At 36.9% G+C, this 16,322-nt stretch carries 19 protein-coding genes; 12 read left to right on the top strand and 7 right to left on the bottom strand.

Going from position 1 to position 16,322, the window contains the following annotated elements; all coding sequences use genetic code 11:
• Positions 1 to 4 precede the first annotated feature (4 nt).
• Complete coding sequence (locus H0184_RS03030) at positions 5 to 136, top strand: DUF3941 domain-containing protein (RefSeq protein ID WP_081810752.1); 132 nt, start codon at positions 5 to 7, stop codon at positions 134 to 136.
• Between the two features lie 38 nt (positions 137 to 174).
• Here the strand turns inward: H0184_RS03030 and H0184_RS03025 are convergent, their stop codons facing one another.
• On the bottom strand, positions 175 to 1,035 hold the full coding sequence (locus H0184_RS03025) for a DegV family protein (RefSeq protein WP_221820718.1): 861 nt from the start codon (positions 1,033 to 1,035) through the stop codon (positions 175 to 177).
• A 104-nt stretch (positions 1,036 to 1,139) separates the two neighbouring features.
• Here H0184_RS03025 and H0184_RS03020 point away from each other — a divergent pair, with 104 nt between their 5' ends.
• Both H0184_RS03020 and H0184_RS03015 read left to right on the top strand, forming a co-directional pair.
• Positions 1,140 to 1,991: a YitT family protein gene (locus H0184_RS03020; RefSeq protein WP_221820717.1), complete on the top strand. Its 852-nt coding sequence runs from the start codon at positions 1,140 to 1,142 to the stop codon at positions 1,989 to 1,991.
• Positions 1,992 to 2,002: 11 nt separating this feature from the next.
• Complete coding sequence (locus H0184_RS03015) at positions 2,003 to 2,758, top strand: BsuPI-related putative proteinase inhibitor (RefSeq protein ID WP_221820715.1); 756 nt, start codon at positions 2,003 to 2,005, stop codon at positions 2,756 to 2,758.
• Positions 2,759 to 2,812: 54 nt separating this feature from the next.
• On the opposite strand, the gene H0184_RS03010 is transcribed toward H0184_RS03015, so the two are convergent.
• The 3 genes from H0184_RS03010 to H0184_RS03000 form a co-directional block, all read right to left on the bottom strand.
• The gene (locus H0184_RS03010; protein ID WP_221820713.1) at positions 2,813 to 2,998 is read right to left on the bottom strand and encodes a DUF3813 domain-containing protein; all 186 of its coding nucleotides are present in this window, start codon (positions 2,996 to 2,998) and stop codon (positions 2,813 to 2,815) included.
• A gap of 2 nt (positions 2,999 to 3,000) precedes the next feature.
• Positions 3,001 to 3,153 carry a hypothetical protein gene (locus H0184_RS03005; RefSeq protein ID WP_179158304.1) on the bottom strand — a complete coding sequence of 51 codons (153 nt, stop codon included), beginning with the start codon at positions 3,151 to 3,153 and terminating at the stop codon, positions 3,001 to 3,003.
• Between the two features lie 113 nt (positions 3,154 to 3,266).
• Entirely contained in the window at positions 3,267 to 4,079 is an 813-nt protein-coding gene (locus tag H0184_RS03000) for a Cof-type HAD-IIB family hydrolase (protein ID WP_221820712.1), read from the bottom strand.
• A gap of 218 nt (positions 4,080 to 4,297) precedes the next feature.
• On the opposite strand from H0184_RS03000, the gene H0184_RS02995 reads away from it, so the two are divergent.
• The 3 genes from H0184_RS02995 to H0184_RS02985 all read left to right on the top strand — a co-directional run bounded on the left by H0184_RS02995 (position 4,298) and on the right by H0184_RS02985 (position 6,699).
• A complete protein-coding gene (locus tag H0184_RS02995) occupies positions 4,298 to 5,071 on the top strand; it encodes a prolyl oligopeptidase family serine peptidase (protein WP_221820710.1) in 774 nt (257 codons plus the stop codon).
• A gap of 16 nt (positions 5,072 to 5,087) precedes the next feature.
• Positions 5,088 to 5,396 carry a metal-sulfur cluster assembly factor gene (locus tag H0184_RS02990; protein ID WP_045519778.1) on the top strand — a complete coding sequence of 103 codons (309 nt, stop codon included), beginning with the start codon at positions 5,088 to 5,090 and terminating at the stop codon, positions 5,394 to 5,396.
• Between the two features lie 175 nt (positions 5,397 to 5,571).
• Positions 5,572 to 6,699 carry a TIGR04053 family radical SAM/SPASM domain-containing protein gene (locus tag H0184_RS02985; RefSeq protein WP_221820709.1) on the top strand — a complete coding sequence of 376 codons (1,128 nt, stop codon included), beginning with the start codon at positions 5,572 to 5,574 and terminating at the stop codon, positions 6,697 to 6,699.
• Positions 6,700 to 6,739: 40 nt separating this feature from the next.
• Here H0184_RS02985 and H0184_RS02980 read toward each other — a convergent pair whose 3' ends face one another.
• Entirely contained in the window at positions 6,740 to 7,438 is a 699-nt protein-coding gene (locus tag H0184_RS02980) for a Crp/Fnr family transcriptional regulator (RefSeq protein ID WP_221820706.1), read from the bottom strand.
• A 271-nt stretch (positions 7,439 to 7,709) separates the two neighbouring features.
• Between H0184_RS02980 and moaA the strand changes: the two genes are divergently transcribed.
• Positions 7,710 to 8,726, top strand: coding sequence for a GTP 3',8-cyclase MoaA (gene moaA, locus H0184_RS02975; protein ID WP_221820704.1), 1,017 nt, complete (start codon positions 7,710 to 7,712; stop codon positions 8,724 to 8,726).
• A gap of 67 nt (positions 8,727 to 8,793) precedes the next feature.
• Here the strand turns inward: moaA and ric are convergent, their stop codons facing one another.
• On the bottom strand, positions 8,794 to 9,492 hold the full coding sequence (gene ric / locus H0184_RS02970; protein WP_260631385.1) for an iron-sulfur cluster repair di-iron protein: 699 nt from the start codon (positions 9,490 to 9,492) through the stop codon (positions 8,794 to 8,796).
• A gap of 223 nt (positions 9,493 to 9,715) precedes the next feature.
• Between ric and H0184_RS02965 the strand changes: the two genes are divergently transcribed.
• The 3 genes from H0184_RS02965 (at position 9,716) to H0184_RS02955 (ending at position 12,451) form a co-directional block, all read left to right on the top strand.
• Positions 9,716 to 10,981 carry a molybdopterin molybdotransferase MoeA gene (locus tag H0184_RS02965; RefSeq protein WP_221820702.1) on the top strand — a complete coding sequence of 422 codons (1,266 nt, stop codon included), beginning with the start codon at positions 9,716 to 9,718 and terminating at the stop codon, positions 10,979 to 10,981.
• On the top strand, positions 10,969 to 11,499 hold the full coding sequence (gene mobB / locus H0184_RS02960; protein WP_221820700.1) for a molybdopterin-guanine dinucleotide biosynthesis protein B: 531 nt from the start codon (positions 10,969 to 10,971) through the stop codon (positions 11,497 to 11,499). Before H0184_RS02965 ends, mobB begins: the two co-directional genes overlap by 13 nt.
• Before the next feature lie 229 nt (positions 11,500 to 11,728).
• Positions 11,729 to 12,451, top strand: a complete 723-nt coding sequence (locus tag H0184_RS02955; protein WP_221820698.1) for a YwiC-like family protein — start codon at positions 11,729 to 11,731, stop codon at positions 12,449 to 12,451.
• 33 nt (positions 12,452 to 12,484) lie between these two features.
• On the opposite strand, the gene H0184_RS02950 is transcribed toward H0184_RS02955, so the two are convergent.
• Complete coding sequence (locus H0184_RS02950) at positions 12,485 to 13,177, bottom strand: Crp/Fnr family transcriptional regulator (RefSeq protein WP_221820696.1); 693 nt, start codon at positions 13,175 to 13,177, stop codon at positions 12,485 to 12,487.
• A gap of 257 nt (positions 13,178 to 13,434) precedes the next feature.
• Between H0184_RS02950 and H0184_RS02945 the strand changes: the two genes are divergently transcribed.
• A complete protein-coding gene (locus H0184_RS02945; protein ID WP_221820695.1) occupies positions 13,435 to 13,614 on the top strand; it encodes a YjzC family protein in 180 nt (59 codons plus the stop codon).
• Positions 13,615 to 13,722: 108 nt separating this feature from the next.
• Positions 13,723 to 16,317, top strand: coding sequence for an ATP-dependent chaperone ClpB (clpB, locus tag H0184_RS02940; RefSeq protein WP_221820693.1), 2,595 nt, complete (start codon positions 13,723 to 13,725; stop codon positions 16,315 to 16,317).
• Positions 16,318 to 16,322 lie beyond the last annotated feature (5 nt).

Raw genomic sequence — 16,322 nt, 5'->3', positions numbered from 1 at the left:
GAGTATGCCGCATACATCAGATAATGATAAAAAAGCTCAAGATAATAATGCACTAAGACATGAGAAAAATATGATGAGAGAAAAAAATCGTCAAGCTGGTAAAAACCAATACTCGAAAAAAACAGATCATAAATAAAAATAAGCGGGATTTTCTCCCGCTTATTTTTTATTAAATTATGATGGCAATTTGTTTAAAAAGAAAATGGAAATGGTGCCTGGGCCTGTATGAGCACCAACTGCGGAACCAATAGAACTAATATAAACCTCTTGTGGATTCAGTTCCTCCTCAATCAACGCTTTTACCTCTAAGGCGGTTTCAATTGTATCCGCGTGGCTTATTCCAACAATTTGATCCTTAAAGTTTTCACCGCGCTCTTTCATGATTTCAATTATGCGACGATAAACTTTCTTTTTCCCGCGAATTTTTTCAATTGGAACGAGTTTCCCGTCCTCTACATTTAGAATAGGTTTTATGTTTAGTAATCCACCCAGAAAGGCTGAGGCTTTAGATACACGACCACCTTTAGCTAAATAATCTAAGTCCTCTACCGTAAACAAATGCTCCATATGCTGACTGCGAAATAGCACATCATTTAAAATTTCTTCCTTTGAGGCATTTTGGGCTGCAAGCCTTGCTGCTTCTTTAACAGAAAGACCAAAACCAAGAGAAGCACATTTTGTATCGACAATCGTTAAATTAAAGTTTGGATATTTTTCCTTTACTTGGTCAAGAATCATAACAGATGTCTGATATGTACCAGATAAAGCTGATGAGAAAGCAATATATATTCCATCCTCATTATTTTCAGCCATTTTCGTAAAGACTTCCTCAAATAATAAAGGAGAAACTTGAGACGTTTTAGGAACATCGCCAGAGCGTATGGCGTCATAAACAGTTTTAGGATCAATCGTTTTAACATCCTCATATTCTTGCCCATTAACCTGAACCTTTAGTGGAAATAATGTGACGTTATGTTCAGGGTAAAAATCTTTGGGTAAATCGCATGCGCTGTCAGCTAGTATTTTTACCGGCATGAAGCTCACCTGCTTTCAAGCTATTATAGTTAGTTTTAGTTTATCGGTTTCACCTCGAAAATACAATTATCTGTTTAGAGATTAGCCTTAAAAAATTGAAGGAGATGGTGCTTTTGTTTTGGCAGCAAACCAAGAAATCAATAATTGTTATTGTGGGTGCATTCCTAAATGCCCTGGCGATAAACTTATTTTTAATTCCAGCAAATGTTTATTCTAGTGGATTTACTGGAATTGCACAATTATTATCAAAAGTATTAAGCGAACAAACCCCCTTAAATATCTCAATGGGATTTCTATTACTATTGCTAAATATACCAGTAGCCATTTTAGGGTGGTTGAAGGTAGGAAAATCCTTCACCATCTATAGTTTTTTGAGTGTGGCTTTATCCTCACTATTCTTAGAATTGATTCCCATTACGCAAGTTTCGAAAGATATTCTTCTTAATGCTGTATTTGGCGGGGTAATATTAGCAGTTGGAGTTGGACTTACATTAAAATGGGGTGCGTCAACTGGAGGCTTAGATATTATTGCCATGGTTTTATCTAGGATGAAAGATAAACCAATTGGCAGTTATATGTTTATTTTAAATGCATTTATTATTATTACAGCTGGTTTTTTATATGGATGGGAAAAAGCTCTTTATACAATTGTTTCCTTGTATGCTTCAACAAGAGTAGTGGACGCTATCCATACGAGACATGCAAAGCTTACAGCCATGATTATTACGAAAAAGGCAGATGAGCTAAAGGCAGCAATCCATTCGCAATTGGTAAGGGGAATTACATTGATTCCTGCAAAAGGTGCTTTTTCAAATGAACCGAAAGACATGCTGATGATTGTTATAACGCGCTATGAGTTATATGATTTGGAACGTATCCTTGCTGAGGTTGATCCCAATGCATTTACCAATATCATTCAAACAACTGGAATTTACGGTTTCTTTAGGCGTGAATAGGAGGGGAAAGTTTGAAAAGTTTTTTATGTATAATCTTGTTTCTATTTCCGTTTAGTTTAAAAGGAGAAGCGAACAATGGTGAGAATGATCAACGATTTCAGTTTTCAATTATTCCTATTGCTGGGCAGGATAAAGTGGAATTTGAGATTCTCATCAAAAATGAAGGTGATGAACCATTGAGTTTGAAGTTCCCAAGCTCACAGTATTATGAGATTTCTGTTACAGATCCATCTGGTCTAGAGGTTTATCGTTATTCAAAAGGACGCTTCTTTTTACAGGCACTGCAAACTGTAAAAATTGATCCATATCAAACCTATCGGAAAATAGAGAGCTGGAATTACCAGGTGAATGGAGAAAGAGTGCCTGCGGGTCAATATACAGTTACTGCAGCTCTTTTATCTAGGGAACTAAATGACAAGCCATTGAGTAACAAACAAAGAGTAGTCAGCAAGGTGAATTTTAATTTGCCAGAAGAAAATCCTGTTATTCGGAATGTGAAGGCAACAGGTGACAGCGGCAATTATTTGATAACTGGAGAGTCCAAAGGATCTGTTGGACTTTTTTATATCGTCGAGGATGGGCATGTAGAATATATTACTGAGAAACCTATTAGAACAAAGAGAAGTCAGGAGTGGGAGCACTTCAAACTTGAAGTTCACATCCCAAAGGATAAACTGCCTGATAATGGTTCATTAATCTTCACTGTTTATGAGCGCAGCGGTGAGGAAATAAAGAATACTTATCCGGTAGTATTAGAAGAGTTTTAAAAAATTAGAAATGAAAAGCTGGCACGCTTTTAGTAACGTGCCAGCTTTTTTCGGTTATTTCAATTGTTCAAGCTCATTTTGCATTTCTTGGAGCTGACTTTGTTCTGCGGCTGTTGAATTAGCGTATGCAGAACTTAAAGCATTTTTCGCTTTCGAAACCACAGAACTCCGTTCAGCAGGGTCGGCCGACTTCGCCATCTCAACAAATCTTCTGGCTTCTTGGAACAACTGGTTTCCCATATTTATATTCCTCCAAGCGAGGAGTCACGCACATTGGACATTTTCTGGGCTTCCGCTTCAGCGTAGGTCATGTGGTAAGGAATACGTTCATCGTGCTTACTGACAGTATCCACTCCTTGCTGGACAAAGCGTTTTGATTTGTTTCGTTTACCCATTGCAATCCCTCCAATTTGGTGAGCTTGTGTGAAGCAGTGTATACTGCCTCACAAAAGTTAGTATGCTCAACTCAGAGTTTTTCATTTAGGTAAACAATGGTGACCGCCAACCATTATTTGAGATTTAACAAATCTGACAAATATACGCCAATACCATCTTCTTCATTCGTAAGCGTCACTTCATTTGCGACTGTTTTAACTTGATCTATCGCATTTCCCATTGCAATTCCATGACCTGCATATTCAAGCATTTCCAAGTCATTATCTTCATCACCAAAAGCAATAATTCTTTCAGGGGGAATGTTGAAGTATTCAGAAGCTTTTTTTAACCCAACAGCCTTGCTTAAGCCAGTTTTAATGATTTCAATTACATGCCATGGTGCTGCCCAGCTGCGGTGGTCAATAACCTCAGCATGAACATCTGACAAATGTTGTCGGATACTCTTTAATTCACTCTCCTCGGTATGAATTAACAAACTCGTAGGAGAATCTTGAAGGTAATTCCGTAAATCACCTGTTGTAACTCTTGGATTTCCCATACTAAAGATATCTAGCAATTTTTCGTCATGATAATGGAAATAAACATCATCAATCACTTCTGCAATAATATTGTGGAAATGAAAGGAGCGGCAGGCTTCCACAATCTCCTTCGCTACCTTCACATCAAGCGGGTCATGGAAAAATCCCCAGCTTGAATCAAGAGGATGATGCATGAAGGCACCATTAAAATTCACAATGGGAGTGTCCAGCTTGAGTTCGCGGTAATATGGTTCACTGGAACGATAGGGTCTTCCCGTTGCAATCATTACAACATGTCCCTCTTCACGCGCTTTACTTAGAACATTTTTTGTTTTTTCAGAAATGGTTTTATCATCTTTTAATAAGGTTCCATCTAAGTCTAATGCGATTAAATGTTTTTCTGCCATATTAACTCCTCTTTAAATGTTTTTAATTCCATAAGTCTAAGCTTTAGATAATTAGTGAACGAAATGTTACACTACAACTATGAATTTTCTTTTTATAGTTTGAAAATCAAATTTGTATAAATACTATGTTAACAATTTTATACCTTACCTGTAAAAAAATTCACTTTATATGAATTGGAATTCCGATATACTTAATTTACCCAGGAGGTTCTACCTAAGTGATTGTTGTAGAAAAAAGTTTGCTGAAAAATAATCCTTATCTACATATAGTAAATAAGAGTGACCAACAAAAAAAACTTCCGTTTATTATTTTTAATCATGGATTTACGAGTGCAAAGGAACATAATCTCCATTACGCCTATTTATTAGCGGAAAAGGGATTTCGGGTTATCTTACCAGAGGCGATCTACCATGGTGAAAGAGGGAAGGGGTTACCTGAGAAAAATCTATACAGTCATTTTTGGGAAATTGTCATTAAGACAATCCATGAATTAAACGATTATAAGGAATACTATGTTAATGAGGGCTTAGCAGATCAGGAGCAAATTGGACTTGCTGGAACTTCAATGGGTGGTATTGTTACCTTGGGTGCTTTAACTAAATATAAATGGGTTAAAGCAGCAGTCAGCTTAATGGGAATGCCAGCTTATGAGGAATATTTACATTGGCAATTAGAACAAATGCAAAGCCTTGGTGTTAATCTTTCTTTCACGAATGAACAAATTGAAGAGCAATTATCATATCTGCGACAATATGATTTAAGTCTTCAACCAGAAAAACTTGAAAATCGCCCTTTATTATTTTGGCATGGAAAAAAGGATCCAATTGTCCCGTATCACTTAACATACAAATTTTATCAAACAATAAAAGAAAATTATCAGCAGACACCAGCTAATCTTCACTTCATAGGTGATGCACAAGCCGATCACAAGGTTAGCAGAGAAGGTTTAAAAGCCACCGTTGAATGGTTCGAGAAACATTTATTAAAATAAAAGGAGTGTTTATAAAATGAATGAAGAATTAAAAGAAAATATCATGGGTGCACTAGAATTGGTAATAGACCCTGAATTAGGTGTAGATATTGTAAACCTAGGCTTGGTATACGATGCTGAGATGGATGATGAAGGGAACGTTACGATTACGATGACGTTAACTTCAATGGGCTGCCCGCTTGCAGGTACAATAGTAGACCAAGTAAAAAGAGCATTAGCAGATATACCAGAAATAAAAGAAGTTGAGGTTAATATCGTGTTTAACCCGCCATGGAACAAGGAAATGATGTCCCGGTATGCTAAAATCGCATTAGGAATTCGCTAAGAATTTAAGTAAAACAGCAGATAGTTTCTGCTGTTTTTTTATTGTCTCTTCACAAAGTGGACATATCTTTTAGGCGTAATGTGAGGTAGTTCACTTATCGATAGTGGAATCCCCTATATAATACAGGTAATAAGGCTGTTTGGTTTTTGAAATGGCCGTTTAGGAGGCGTTTCATATGGCTTTTGGCCGAGATTTTAATAAAGATCCATTTATCGTTATATGGGAACTCACACGTGCTTGTCAGCTGGCTTGTTTACACTGTCGTGCAGAAGCTCAATTAAGAAGAGACCCGCGTGAACTATCTTTTGAAGAAGGTAAAAACCTAATCGATCAGATATACGAAATGAATAATCCAATGCTTGTCTTTACGGGCGGAGACCCATTAATGAGACAAGATGTTTTTGATATTGCAAAATATGCAGTAGAAAAAGGCGTTAGAGTTTCCATGACCCCGAGTGCGACACCAAATGTTACAAAAGAAGCGATTGAAAAGGCGAAGGAAGTTGGTCTTTCCCGTTGGGCATTTAGTATTGATGGACCAACTGCTGAAGTTCATGATCATTTCCGCGGAACAGCGGGATCCTTCGACCTCACAATGGAAAGAATTAAATACTTACATGAACTCGAAATTCCAATTCAAATAAATACGGTAATATCAAGATATAACATTGAGTACCTGGATGAAATGGCAAAAATGGTCGAGGATTTAGGGTGTGTCCTTTGGAGTGTCTTTTTCCTTGTCCCAACAGGAAGGGGTCAAGAATCAGATATGATTTCACCTGTAGAACACGAGAAGGTATTCAGATGGCTGTATGACCTAAGTAAACGTGTTTCTTTTGATATAAAAACAACTGCAGCCCAGCATTATCGCCGCGTTGTTATTCAGCAAAAGATGCGTGAGGCAAAAGATCAGGCAGAAGAAATAAATTATTTAAGCGCGTTAACAGAACAGGGGTTAACTGGATCAATTGACGGGCTTGGACGAGCACCTAAAGGTGTTAATGATGGAAATGGATTTGTCTTCATCTCGCATATTGGAGATGTATATCCAAGCGGTTTATTACCAGTAAAAGCAGGAAATGTCCGTGAAACACCATTAGCGGAGATTTATCGAGAATCACCAATTTTTAAATCACTTAGAAATCCTGATCTTTATAAAGGAAAATGTGGTGTTTGTGAATTCCGCCATGTCTGCGGCGGTTCAAGATCAAGAGCTTATGCAATGACTGGAGATTACCTGGAGAGCGAACCATTCTGTGTATATATTCCAAAAGCGATGAGGGAAAAACAAGTTCAATCATAATAAAAAATGGAAGCAATCATTCGTGATTGCTTCCATCCTATTATTCAATGCTGCAGTAGACAGCCGGACAATTTTCACAGCCGATTTCATCTTTTAAATATTGAAGATCTAAAATTGATATTTTTCCTTTTTTAATACTTATTTTTTTATCTTTTTTCAATTCACTTAGGATACGGTTTGTGCTTTCTCTTGAAGTTCCACAAAAGTTTGCAAGCTCCTGGTTTGTTAATGGTAGATCAATTAATATTTCGTTTTCTTTATGAATACCATAGCTATTAGACATTCGAATTAACGTAGAGAAAAGTGCTCCTCGTTTTCCATTCAAGACAAGGTCACGAAATTTCGTCTGGGTTTTACGGAAATGGTCACTCATCCATTTCATAAACTCAAAGGCAAGCTTACTATTTTGGAATATTTCACTCTCGATTACATCCTTTTTAATAGCTACTATTTCACCTTCCTCTAGAATTCTGGCGCTTAATAAATACCTTGGATTGTCAGTAAAAAGCGTTAATTCGCCGCAGATATCATTTTCGCCGCAAATTCTTAAAGATAGTTCACGTCCATCTGAAGTAATTTTACTGATTTGAACTTTTCCAGAGATAATGATATAAAGTTCTTCTGCCAGCATACCTTCCTGAAATAAATAGGATCCTCTTTCACTTCTAATTTTCCGATCGGCAAATCTAAGTAATTCTTTAATTTCTATGGAATGAGTTGGTTTAATATTAGTTATCATATATTCTCACCTCGAGGGTATTGTTTGACCTTAAACTTTTATTTTCGTTAGTCTTATTTTATCGCAGGTTTTTAAGTTTTAACGGAGTAAACAATGACAATATAGTGAAAACTCTCAAATTTTATGGTCAACTTTTAATAAATCTTCAATGATTGCGTTAATAAATAAGAAAAGAAATGTTATGATAGTGAATAAAGTAACTGTATTTTTTATTAATAGTTGGTACACTTGCAATATATTATTCGCTTTTAAAATAATGGAGTTGATATTAATGGAAAAGACCATTATTAAAGATAAATTAGATCGCCCGTTACGTGATTTAAGAATCTCAGTAATCGATCGTTGTAATTTTCGCTGTCAATATTGCATGCCTGCCGATCAATTTGGTGATGATTTTGAATTTCTGCCCAAAAGTGCGTTGCTTACTTATGAGGAAATTGAGCGTGTTGCAAAGGCTTTTATTAGTGTAGGTGTGGAAAAAATACGCTTAACTGGCGGCGAGCCGCTTCTTCGCAAAGATCTTCCGATTTTGGTAGAAAAGCTTTCAAAAATTGAGGGTTTAAAAGATATAGCACTGACAACAAATGGGGTACTCCTTCCTAAACTAGCTGAAAAATTAAAGAATGCTGGTCTTAAACGGGTCAATATCAGCCTGGATACCTTAAATGACGAGTTGTTTGGTAAAATTAACGGTCGTGGTGTTGGCACTCAGCCTGTTTTAGATGGGATTGAAGCAGCTAAGAAGGCTGGTCTCAAAATTAAAATAAATATGGTCGTAAAAAAAGGCCTCAACGATACTGAAATCATTCCAATGGCTGACTTTTGTTTAAAGAATGGGCTGGAGCTCCGCTTTATTGAGTATATGGATGTAGGCTCATCTAATGGCTGGAAAATGGATGATGTTATCACAAAAAAGCAAATATATGAACTATTAAAAGAGCACTATCAATTAGAGTCTCTTGACCCAGCCTATTTTGGCGAAGTCGCAAAGTTATATAATTATCAAAACTCTGATGTTAATGTAGGATTTATCTCTTCGGTATCGGAATCATTTTGCAGCAGTTGTACCCGGTCCAGGCTTTCTGCTAATGGACAAATTTTTACTTGTTTGTTCAATGGGAATGGTCATGATATTCGGAACTTTATGAGAAACGGTGCAACAGATGAAGAACTGCGAAACCGGATCACTTCTATTTGGAATGGACGGAATGACCGGTATTCAGATGAAAGAACAGAGGAGACAGCAAAGAACCGTAAGAAAATTGAAATGTCCTATATTGGCGGCTAACCTCTCTTTCCCAAAGAGAGGTTTTTTACATAGAAAAGAGGCTGGTTCGGCAGCCTCTATAAATTACTTAGAAGTATCTAGGGAATAAAATGTTATTTTCGAGATGTACATGCATAAATGTTAGTCCTTCTAGTTCTTCTAATCGCTTGTATACTAATGTGTACGTCCCGCAAGCATCAACTGGGAGCGCATAGTCCGATGTAACGGCGCGAATCTGTCTTAGGATTTCACCTGCATGGTCATGTTCTTTCTCAAGCTCAACAATCATATTAATTGCTTCTTCTCTATTTTCCACCGTACCATCGGCAAGTTGTTTGATTAACGGAAATACAACTGCTTCTTCTTTAGCCATATGCTCCATTAATTCTCTTTTAAATTCATAAAATAATTCATAAACCTTTAATAGCTCTGGATGAGTGTCGCCATGAACACGTGAAACCTTAGTTACATAAGGGCTAAGCAGGGATAATTCTTCTTCTGATGTTCGGTGATAGTGGTTGATAACATGATCTATAATGGTTGTAGAATCTGATTTAGTCCAAACATCTAAATCAGTCTCCGTAGAGCTATACTTTTCAAAGACTGCTTTTAATTCATTCATCAATGCTTTTTCATCTAATCCGTTTGCTTCTATAGCCTGTGATAGTGGAATATTACCACCACAACAAAAATCAATTCTGAATTTCTTAAAAACATCGCTCGTTTTTGGCAGTTCATTTACAATATCTTTAACTAATGTATTTGTAGAAAAAGGGAAAGTAATCATAATTTCCTCCTAATATTTGTTTGTTCTTCATATATCTAACCTAAGGATAAGGTATTCCTTAAAAAAAATGGGTGACCTGAATCACACATTCGAATGTATTTAATATTTTTTTGTTAAATAATGTGATGTTTGCTATATTAGTGACTTTTCGATAGGCTTATAATGAAATAGGTATAAGAGAATTATCATAAAATTGATTTGTTTCCTGCAGGAGTTGAGTGAATTGTTAGAGAGAAGAAAGCCAATCCCCATTGGGGATGCAGTTAATAAAATAATGGAATATCAATTAGATGGAAAAACAGAGTATGTTTCAATTGATGAGAGCTATGGCCGCTATTTATCAGAAGATTTACTTGCCACGAGTGATGTTCCTCATTTTGATCGAGCACCATATGATGGTTTTGCTGTCCGGTCTATAGATACCAAGGGAGCCTCTATTAATAATCAAGTAGAGTTTAAAGTGGTTGACCACCTTGGAGCGGGAATGACGTCTTCTAAGGTCATTGAAGAATACGAGGCCGTTCGAATTATGACTGGAGCAATGATGCCTGAAGGTACAGACGCAGTTGTCATGTTTGAAGTTGCTAAAGCCTATGATAAAAATGGAACACCATATATGTCAATAAAACGAAGCTTTAATAAGGGGGATAATGTATCCTATCGAGGTGAAGATGCCAAAGAAGGTGAAGTCCTAGTAAAAAAGGGTACATTAATAAACCCTGGAATTCAAGCAATGCTGGCTACATTCGGCTACCACTCAGTTCCTGTTGCAAAAAAACCGGTTATAGGGTTGTTTGCGACTGGAACGGAATTGTTGGAAGTGGATGAGGAATTGGTACCTGGTAAAATCCGAAATAGTAATTCACATATGATCGCTGCGCAAATTCAAAGAACTGGGGCAATTGTCCATTATTATGGTAAACTTCCAGACGTATTTGATACTTGTTATACAGCAGTAAAAAACGCTCTGGATAAAGTCGATATACTCATAACCACTGGCGGCGTTTCTGTTGGCGATTTTGACTATCTCCCTGCGATCTATGAAAAGCTTGGTGCTGAAGTTTTATTTAATAAAGTGGCGATGAGACCTGGAAGTGTAACAACAGCAGCACAATTTAAAGGGAAGCTTCTATTGGGATTATCAGGTAATCCATCTGCCTGCTATGTAGGATTTGAGTTATTTGCTCGGCCGATTATCCGTAAAATGCTGTTTTCCGCTAAACCTCATTTACGTAAAGAACAGGCATTGCTCGAGGTCGATTTTCCTAAAGCCAACCCATTCACACGATTTGTCCGAAGTGCTTACTCCGTAAAAAATGGCAGGTTAATTGTAACCCCGAGTGGATTAGATAAATCTAATATTATAATGAGTCTTTCAGGAGCTAATTCCTTAATGATTCTTCCTGGGGGAACGAGAAGCTTTCATGCTGGAGATGAAGTAGACATTCTGCTGCTTGAAGACCATATTGGCAGTGAGTGGCCTTGGTAAAGCCATTCATCTATCAAATTGTGGGGTACCAAAATAGCGGTAAAACCACTTTTATAGTAAAACTAATTCAAGCATTAAAAAATCAAGGTATAAAAAGTGTTACCATCAAGCATCATGGACATGGTGGAAGGCCTGATGTTATTCCTCAAAAGGACTCATCCAGGCATCTTGAAGCTGGAGCACTTGCTGCTTTGGTTGAAGGCGATGGGAGACTAATCCTGCAAGCAGATGAATCCTTTTTAACTCTTGATGAACAAATTAGATTTATGGCTTATTTTCACCCAGATATTATCTTAATTGAAGGACATAAGAAACAATCATACCCCAAATTACTAATTCTTAGAAACGAGAATGACCTGGAACTGATTACATATGTAAATAATATTAAGGCAGTCATTGTCTGGACTCATTCTTTAATAGAAGTAGTCAGGGAACAATTGGGTGTTCCTGTATTTCATATACAAGAGGATAGTGCAGTAGCGGAGGTTTCAGAAGAATTAATAAAACTTGTTCAATAATTTGACGAAGAAAATTAATAAAATTGTCAAATATGTTACTTTTATCACTGAAGAAAGTACCTATCTACGTTAAGATAATAATTGGGGATTATATGTTTGTTCAATTTATAGAATAAAAAGTAGAAGGCAGTCTGCCTTCTATTTTTATTTGCACTATTTGTGATGTGTTTCACTTTTTTATACTTTTAGCTGGTATATAGTGAAGGAAAGTAGTAAAGGAGTGGAGAGCATGAAGTTATTTTTACCAAAACAACATGGTGCTTGGGCAATGACCATTATCCCTTTTTGGTTAGGAGTAATACATGGTGGGTTTTTGTGGCAGCATATCTCATTTTTTATTGGCTGGTTATTCCTATACTTAGCCACGTATCCAATGCTGCTCATATTTAAGAAGAAAAAAATTCAATTTTACACAAAATGGACAATCATTTATATGGTGCCAGCATTATTACTCTTACTATTCCCGCTTATTAAAATGCCTTCTATTATCATATTCGGATTATTGATGATTCCTTTCTTTATTATCAATGCTTATTATACTTCTCAAAACCAAGAACGTGCATTGGTGAATGACTTTAGTGCGATTTTTGCCTTTTCTATAGCTGGATTAGCCAGCAGCTACTTAGGTAATGGTCAGGTAACATTTGAATCTATTGTCATCTTTATAACATCAGTATTATTTTTTGCAGGCTGTACATTTTATGTAAAAACAATGATCAGAGAAAAAAAGAATTCTCATTATAAATGGATCTCATGGGGATATCATTCGTTATTGCCCATTATCTGGTTATCCTTTGGTTACTGGATCGTGGCAATTGCGTACCTCCCAAGCTTAATTCGCGCCATCATATTTTACGGAAAACCATTATCGCCAATGAACATTGGCATCTTTGAAATCATAAATTCGACTATATTCTTTACGTTTATGATTGTCCAAATTATCTTGCTCTAAGAAAAAAATCGGTCAAGGGACCGATTTTTTTCTTTAGTCTATTTTACAAATTTCTGTAGAACAGTCCTCGCAATCAATTTCATTCTTTAGATAATCCAAATCATGAATAGTGATGGACCCTTTATCAATTGATATAATACCTGTTTTTCTCAAATCACTTAGTAATCGATTAACTACTTCCCGTGATGTTCCGCAAAAATTAGCCAATTCTTGATTCGTTAATGGAAGATCAATCAAGATTCCTTGATTTGTCTGTGTTCCATAACTGTTAGTTATTCTAATTAATGTTGAATATAATGCGCCTTTCTTACCATGCAAAACAAGGTCTCTAAATCTTGTTTGCGTTTTCCGGTATTGCTGGCTCATCCATTTCATAAATTCAAGGGAGAGTTCACTGTTTTTTGTCAGCTTCTCCTCAAGAATATCCTTCATAATAACAGCTACTTCGCCGCTTTCAGCAACACGGGCACTTAATAAATATTTTGGAGCAGGAGAAAATAAATCAAGTTCCCCAATAAAGTCTCCTTTTGAACACATTCTTAAAGTAAGTTCCCGGCCATCTGGAATAATCTTGCTGATTTGAATGATTCCGCTTTGGACAATATATAATTCATTTGCAGCAGAACCTTCCTGAAATAGGAAAGTGCCTTTTTCGATTTTCTTCATATGGTGAACCGTTTCAAACAGTTGTGTTAACTTTACAGGTATTTCTTTTATTGACTGCATACAAATAACCACCTTTAAAGGGGCGAAATCAATCGCTAATTTGCTTTCCTAAATAAATGACAGTCAAAGTTTCATTTACTAGATAATACTATAATTATATTGTTAACAACGCTTATATATCAATAATTGTGGCATAAATTCATACAATCGTCATATTTAAAAATTAATTGGGAAAATGCTTCATTACATAATTATTCCTTTAATGACCTTAGCGTATATGGAAATAATAAAGAAGAACGAAAAAAGGAGGGACAAAAATGGGACAGAATCGTCAGTTTAAATCAGGCCAAAGAGCACCCAATAATGGGATATATATAGAAGTCGGTGATACAGGTTCAAACGTCAATAATCCAAAGCAGATAAGGTTAAAAGCAGGAGATCGTTTTCCTGAAACATCAAATGATGAACGAATCTGGACATACCAGCGTAAACCTTAATACATTCCAAAAAGTCATCCCTTGAGGATGGCTTTTATTTTATATTTTGATACATACTCGTATATAATAAAAACAAATAGGTCAAATATGGTCAAAGGGGTGGAAGTGATGGATTTAAACCGTATGACAGAGCGGCTGCAAAATGGTATTTTAGATGCCCAGTCCTTAGCAATCAAAAGTAATCATCAAGAGGTAGATGAACCCCATTTATTCTTAACACTTCTCCATCAAGAGGATAGTTTATTGAAGGCTTTTCTAGAAAAAGCAAGCATCCAAAATGAGAGTGTTGTTAAGGCATTGCAGACTGCTCTTCATAAGAAGCCGCAGGTTTTGGGCAGCGGCGTGGAGCAAGGAAAGTTATATATTACTTCAAAGCTGCAAAAACTTTTTGTTTCTGCAGAGGAATTTGCGTCTAAGTTTTCAGATGATTATATTTCGATTGAACATATTTTATTAGCTGCGTGCTACGATAAAGACTCCGTAATGGGCAAAATAGTACTATCGAATGGAAAAACTGCAGAAAATATTCTATCCGCAATAAAGGAAATTAGGGGGAACCAAAGGGTGACATCACAAAATCCGGAGGCTGTTTACGAGGCGCTAAAGAAATATGGAAGAGACCTTGTAGCCGAAGTGAAGGCAGGTAAACTCGACCCAGTCATTGGAAGGGACGCGGAAATTCGTCATGTAATTAGAATATTATCACGAAAGACGAAAAATAACCCTGTATTAATCGGAGAACCAGGAGTAGGGAAAACCGCTATTGTAGAGGGGCTGGCCCAGCGAATTGTCAGGAAGGACGTTCCCGAGGGTTTAAAGGATAAGACCATTTTTTCCTTAGACATGAGTGCTTTAATCGCAGGGGCTAAGTTTAGAGGTGAATTTGAAGAAAGGTTAAAAGCAGTTTTGAATGAGGTTAAAAAGAGCGAAGGACAAATTCTGTTATTCATTGATGAGCTCCATACTATCGTAGGAGCAGGAAAAACGGATGGAGCAATGGATGCCGGCAATATGTTAAAACCGATGCTGGCTCGTGGGGAGCTTCATTGTATTGGAGCAACAACTCTTGATGAGCATCGAAAATATATTGAAAAGGACCCTGCACTCGAGCGGAGATTTCAGCAAGTGCTTGTTCAAGAACCTAATGTGGAGGACACGATTTCCATTTTACGTGGTTTGAAAGAAAGATTCGAGGTACATCATGGCGTAAAAATCCATGACCATGCTCTCGTTGCAGCAGCTGCCTTGTCAGACAGATATATAACCGACCGCTTTTTGCCGGATAAAGCAATAGATTTAGTAGATGAGGCATGTGCATTAATCAGGACAGAGATTGATTCTATGCCTACGGAACTTGATGAGGTTACACGAAGAGTTATGCAGTTGGAAATTGAAGAAGCTGCCCTGAAAAAAGAACAGGATGAGGCTAGTAAGAAAAGGCTTGAATCACTTTTAAAGGAGCTTGCAGAATTAAAAGACCAAGCAAACACCATGAAAGCCCAATGGATGCACGAAAAACAAGGTATACAAAAATTACAGGAAAAAAGGGAACAACTTGAAAAGCTGCGTAGAGAACTGCAGACAGCAGAAGACAAATATGACCTAAATCGTGCAGCAGAGCTGCGTCACGGTCTAATCCCTTTAGCTGAAAAAGATCTGAACGAGCTTGAATCAGCAGCCTCAGCCAATGAAAGATTACTTCGCGAGGAAGTGACTGGCGAAGAAATATCAAATATTGTATCAAGATGGACGGGGATTCCTCTATCCAAGTTAGTTGAAGGGGAAAGAGAAAAGCTTCTAAGATTAGAATCACTGTTACATGAACGTGTAATTGGACAAAATGAAGCAGTTCAATTGGTTTCTGATGCAGTTTTAAGGGCACGAGCAGGAATTAAGGATCCAGACAGACCAATAGGATCATTTCTTTTCTTAGGACCAACAGGGGTTGGAAAGACAGAATTGGCGAAAGCACTTGCTGAAGCGTTATTTGATAGTGAAGAGCAAATAATTCGGATAGATATGTCCGAGTACATGGAAAAGCACGCGGTCTCAAGGTTAATTGGTGCACCCCCTGGATACGTAGGCTACGAAGAGGGTGGACAACTTACTGAATCCGTCAGAAGAAGACCTTATTCTGTTATCCTGATGGATGAAATTGAAAAAGCCCATCCAGAGGTATTTAACATTCTCCTGCAGGCACTCGATGATGGAAGAATTACGGATTCACAAGGAAGAATAGTGGATTTTAAAAATACAGTTATTATCATGACGTCCAATATCGGATCCCACTTTCTTTTAGAACGCAATGAGAATGAAGTTGAAATATCTGAGGTTACAAGAGATAAAGTCCTAAGCCAATTAAAGAGTCATTTTAGGCCTGAATTTCTAAATAGAATTGACGAAACCATACTATTTAAACCTTTATCGTTAATGGAAATAAAAGATATTGTGGTTAAAATGATGAAGGAACTTCAAAGCAGGTTAAAGGAACAGGAGATTGAAATAACGATTTCTGACAGCGCTAAGGAGTTTATCGCAGTAAATGGCTTCAATCCTATTTATGGAGCAAGACCGTTAAAGAGATTTATTCAAAGGAATATAGAAACAAAACTTGCACGGGCTATCATAGCAGGTGAAGTCCTAGAACATTCAGTAGTCAATGTAACAACTGAAAATGGAGAAATAATGATCTCCATAGAGTAAGGAAG

The organism is Neobacillus niacini (assembly GCF_019749295.1).
GTDB classification, from domain to species: domain Bacteria; phylum Bacillota; class Bacilli; order Bacillales; family Cytobacillaceae; genus Neobacillus; species Neobacillus niacini_D.
This window is presented reverse-complemented; position numbering and strand designations above follow the sequence as displayed.